The organism is Bacillus sp. 05T31 (assembly GCF_056396725.1).
Genome location: NZ_JBFTMA010000268.1, coordinates 1 through 5,198, shown reverse-complemented (window position 1 = coordinate 5,198; position 5,198 = coordinate 1). Strand labels below are relative to the sequence as shown.

The following is a 5,198-nucleotide window of genomic DNA, read 5'->3' as shown; positions in this document are numbered from 1 at the left end:
TACCAAAAGAGCGTCCAAGCGTTGGACATCTAGGGGTGGAACACCCCGAAGTAACGCTCAGGGAGACGAAAGGGTACTTTCGTCGTGGAACTGAGAAGCTCCCACTTCAAGCTTTGCTAAGTGGCGAGTAGTTCACAGCTACATTTTTATAATCACCCTGAATTTTTAATCAAATTTAGAAGTGCAATTGCACTTAAATAGTATTATTCTCACCGTAAAAAGTAATTTTTATTTATAAGTTTCCTATTATTAGCAGCAAAACTTTTGAATATAATGTGGTCTGTCGCAAGTATAATAGTGTAGACGCTTTATTTATTATTTTTGAAGTTAGTTTTAACTATATAATGGATTATGAAGGCCCACAAAAATCCTAAAACAGCTCCTATTAATACATCCAGCGGATAATGTACTCCTACCCAGACCCTTGAAAAAGCAATTAAAAAAGCTAACAATAAAAATGCTTTCCCTAAACGTTTTTCATATAAGCATAAAGTTATAGCTATTGCGAAGGCACTTGTAGCATGATCACTAGGAAAAGAAGCATTAGCGGTATGCTCAACAAGTTGTTTTATATTCAACTGAGAAACAAATGGTCGTTCTCTATAAAAAAACAATCCAATAATTCTATTCAACACAAAAGCAAAACAGCATGCTATAATAGCTTGAATTACACAGGTTCTATTTTTATATTTTTTGTTTAACCAAAGAATCATAAATAATAGTATGAACATATACTGAGCATATTCAGCAAAAAAAATCATTAAATAATCGATGTATACATTTCCTTTCACATGCTCATTTATATACCGAAATCCATTATAATCTAGATTGTTTATTAAATTTAACATTTCTCCTCCATAAGCAAATATATTATCTGTTTTTTTTATTGAAAATTGAGATATTTATYAACAGTCCCATTGCTATTAAATTAGCCATTAAAGAACTTCCACCAAAACTAATAAATGGAAGGGGGGTGCCTGTAAGAGGGACCATTCCCGTGACACCTCCTAAATTAGCAATAGATTGAAGACCTATCATACTCCCGATTTCTATTGATATTAGACTTCCAAATTGACTTTTACACTCTTGAACAATCTTAAAAGAGCGAAGTACTATAGTTAATAAACCAGTTAATATGATTAGTACCCCTATAATTCCAAGCTCCTCAGATACAATTGACATAATAAAATCAGTATGAGGCTCAGGTAAAAAACCTTCCTTTTGAATACTATTTCCATATCCACGTCCACTAACTCCACCAGATCCTATGGCAATAAATGAATTTACAAGTTGGTAACCATCCCCTTTTGCATCAAGAAATGGATTGAACACCGTTGTAATACGTGCCATTTGAACATCAGATAAACCAAACCTAAAAAGAAAGTATAAAGTCGGTAYCCWAACAATTGAAGTAACAGYTATCCATTTCATTAAAATARAAATGTTTATTCCAGAACATATAAACATACTTGCCCCTATTCCTGAARTTAATAATGCAGAACCTAGATTGGGTTGTTTGTATATCAAAAAGAACGTAAACATTAAAAGCAAAATAACTTTACCACTGCCTTGCCAATATGATTTTTGCACCTCTTGACGCTTTGAAAAAAAACCTGCTAGTACAATAATCACACCCATTTTAATAAGTTCTGCAGGCTGTATTCCAAATATCCAAGATTGTGCATTATTAACAACTTTCCCTTTCCATAAAACTAAAAATAGTAATACAATACTTACAATTACAATACACACGGAAACTATGCGTTTTTTCCATATATGAAAAGGTAGTCCTATACAAATTATTAACCCTATTACTCCTAAAAAAAGTTTATTTAATTGAGAGCGAAAAAAGAAATCACCACTATAACCATAATTTTTTACTGCAACAATTGAGCTAACACTATACATCATCAAAATTCCAAATATAATTGTAACGATAAGCGAAAACACCAACGGATAATCCAGTAACTTGAATACTTTTTTCATTTCTATTCTCTCTTTCTCCATGCTTCCCACAATCTTGTCTACAAACTTTACGGGAACGAACCTAGGTATAAAAACTTAATATAAATTTTTTATAAGCCTAATAACATTTTTGCAATGGTAAAGTACAGAATTAACCCCGTCCCATCGACTAATGTCGTAATGAACGGACCTGAAATAACAGCTGGATCCAACTTTAACTTATTTAGAATCAAGGGTAATACAGATGAAACAATAGACGACCAAATAACAATGAATAATCCAGTTATAGCTACAACTTGTGCGACTTCTGTACCTACGCCTAAAGTGTACGCACGAATTAATGCCGCMACGGCTAATGTAAGCCCRAGTAAAATACCTACTAATGCTTCTTTTTTCATAACACGAAATATATCTTTAAATTTCACCTCATTTAGAGCTACAGCACGAACCAATGTAGTTACGACCTGTGTGCCTGTATTTCCACCAGTTCCAATTAACAATGGAATAAAGAAAGCCAGTGCAACTACATGAGTCAAAGTTTCTTCATAATGTCGAAGTACAGAACCAGTATACGCTTCCGCTACAAACAGAAGTAATAACCAACCTATACGTTTACGGTATATTTGCCAAATAGAGGTTTCGAAATATGGCTTATCTAATGGGGTGCTCCCCCCTAATTTTTGAATATCTTCAGTTGCTTCTTCTTCAAAAACATCCATTGCATCATCAAAGGTTATGATACCTATCATCCGATTATCCATCGTTGTTACAGGTATAGCAGATAAATCATAATCCATTAGCTTTTGTACAGCTTCCTGCTGGTCTAGGTCCACTGAAACTGAAATAACATCTGATGCCATTATTGACGATAAAGTCTTATCATCTGAGGCTAGCAATAATTCACGAATAGAAACAATTCCATTAAGCTGACCACGCGTATCCAGAACATAAATATACGAAATTGATTCAACCCCTGCCCCAATTTTTCTAATATGCGACAGCGTATCTTTCACTTTCCAATTTTCCCTGGCGGCAATATAGTCAATTGTCATCAGACTGCCCGCTGTTCCAGATTGAAAAACCAGCAGACTTCTAATTCTTTGTTGAGATTCTTCAGACATAAGTTGTATCAGCTTTTTAGCCTGAAGTGCATGAATTGAAAGAATTACATCAACAAGGTCATCAATAGATTGCCTTGCTAATAGCTCTTCACCTTTATCCAAAGGCAAATTGGTACAAATATTATATTGCTCCTCTGGAGTAAGGTAACTAAGAATTTTCGCACCTTTTTCAGTTGGAAAATATTTCATTAAAGATATCTGATCTTTATGATGAAAATCTTTCATTTCCATTGCAATATCATAGGATTGAGTTTTTATAAGCTCTCGCACTAAGTGTATGTCTTGTGTCTTTAATAATTGTTGCAAACATTTTTTCATCGTAATTCCTCCTTAAGGACAATGGTACTTGTTATCATTTTCCCACTTCTGGGAAAACAAATTTCTTAATACATATGGGATCAATATCATCAATCATTAGTTTTCCCCCCTTTTATAAGAGATTTATTACAAATAAAATTTTGCATATAAAAAACCTCCCCTAGTGATTCAACTAAAGGAGGTTGATTTAAAAAAGACATAGCTAAATAAAGCTCATTCCCCCTAGTTGAGTTTTGGCACTATACAACGTAAAGGATGAATCATTCATCACTTAGCTATCTTAAGAAGAGCCTTAATCCGACAATTCCTGTTCTACCCATTGGCATCTTTCGATATTTTTGGGCAATAGCCTGTGTTTGTATAGGAGCCTCACCTAACAGGTTATAAATATTTTAAATTTTTTGTTCGTTTCGTGTTAAAGCATATCCACTATTTTTGAACTTGTCAAGTAATAATAAAACTTATTTCTTCATTTTTTGATATCAAATCATTCCCAAAACATAGATATAAACAACTGTATACTAATTTATATTTATACAACGAACTTTACAATTTATGCGCTAAATTTTCTAAACTATAAACTATTATACAAATGAAATGATTTATAGATTTCCTTATATAAATCTCTCGCAATATTTGAAATTTAAATATAAAAAAGTAGAAAGCATTCTTGCTAACAAGAATACTTTCTGTTTTACACGAGTCTTTTAGTAACTATTTATTTTTAGTAAAAAGGATATAACTCGGGTCATAATATACCCATTGATCATCATCAATACTTAACCATCCATTTTGTTCCTTATATACAGAATATGATTCATTTTTATTTAGTTTCCGAATTACTTCATAAGCCGTCCCGGGTCCCTTGCGCAGATTTACTCCAGAACCAGTTATGGTAACAACACCTATTGTATTATTGTTATCATTATTTAATACATGTAGCATTCTATTCAGAAAGGCAGCGGCTTCTCCGCGAGTGGCTATACCTTTGGGCATAAATTCGTTTTTTTCATTTCCTTTTACAATCCCTAGTCCATAAACACGTTGTACAGCTTGTTTATCATACGCTAAGTTCTGATCAGTAAAAGGCAAGTCTACTAGCTTTCCAATAATATTTTTATATTGTAACGCTCGATCAATCATAATGACCACTTCATCACGCTTAATTGTGTCATTTGGAGCAAAAATATTATYTCCTCTACCACTAATGATTCCAGCTGCTGCTGCACGATTAATYCCATCTATTAATGAGGGGTGTGCCGTATTAAGATCMGTAAAKTTTGAAGTACCCTCAGGCAACTTTAAGGMTCTAGTAATAAATGTTGCAAATTCTGCTCGAGTAACAAGACGATCCGGCCAATATGAACCTTGTCCATCYCCTACCATAATCCCTTGCGATGCTAATTCACGAATATCYTTTTCATACCAACCACCGGTAATATCATCTTTATTGTTAGCGTTATAATAGTTTTTTGTACCAACTAAAAAATCATTCCAAGCATCTCTTTTAATCATTTTTGATGGACAAATTTTCCCGCTCCAATTTTGATGTTTAACCACATGATCTATAGTAATATCTAACTCCCTCATCAAATATGCTGTTAATTTACGAGCGTTATCCACAGCTTTATCATAGTTCCCATCACTATTTACAGCAATTTCAATTGCAATGGATTGTCTATTTCCAGTTCCATTCGTTCCATCACCTGCATGCCACCCGTTCTCATCTAAWGGTAGATGTTGATAAATCTCTTTATCATCCACTGTAATAAATCTCTTTATCATCCACTGTAA

The 5,198-nt window shown here is 33.4% G+C and carries 4 protein-coding genes and 1 riboswitch; all 4 genes read right to left on the bottom strand.

What is annotated here, in order from left to right; translation table 11 throughout:
- Positions 1-308 precede the first annotated feature (308 nt).
- Positions 309-848 carry an undecaprenyl-diphosphatase gene (locus tag AC1DJR_RS16545; protein ID WP_016126998.1) on the bottom strand — a complete coding sequence of 180 codons (540 nt, stop codon included), beginning with the start codon at positions 846-848 and terminating at the stop codon, positions 309-311.
- Positions 849-870: 22 nt separating this feature from the next.
- Positions 871-1,986, bottom strand: coding sequence for an FtsW/RodA/SpoVE family cell cycle protein (locus tag AC1DJR_RS16540; RefSeq protein ID WP_477003047.1), 1,116 nt, complete (start codon positions 1,984-1,986; stop codon positions 871-873).
- A gap of 89 nt (positions 1,987-2,075) precedes the next feature.
- A complete protein-coding gene (gene mgtE / locus AC1DJR_RS16535) occupies positions 2,076-3,404 on the bottom strand; it encodes a magnesium transporter (protein WP_201053850.1) in 1,329 nt (442 codons plus the stop codon).
- A 211-nt stretch (positions 3,405-3,615) separates the two neighbouring features.
- Positions 3,616-3,792: riboswitch (M-box (ykoK) riboswitch) on the bottom strand.
- Positions 3,793-4,118: 326 nt separating this feature from the next.
- Positions 4,119-5,198: S-layer homology domain-containing protein (locus tag AC1DJR_RS16530; protein WP_477003046.1), on the bottom strand; the 1,080-nt coding region annotated here is incomplete at its 5' end.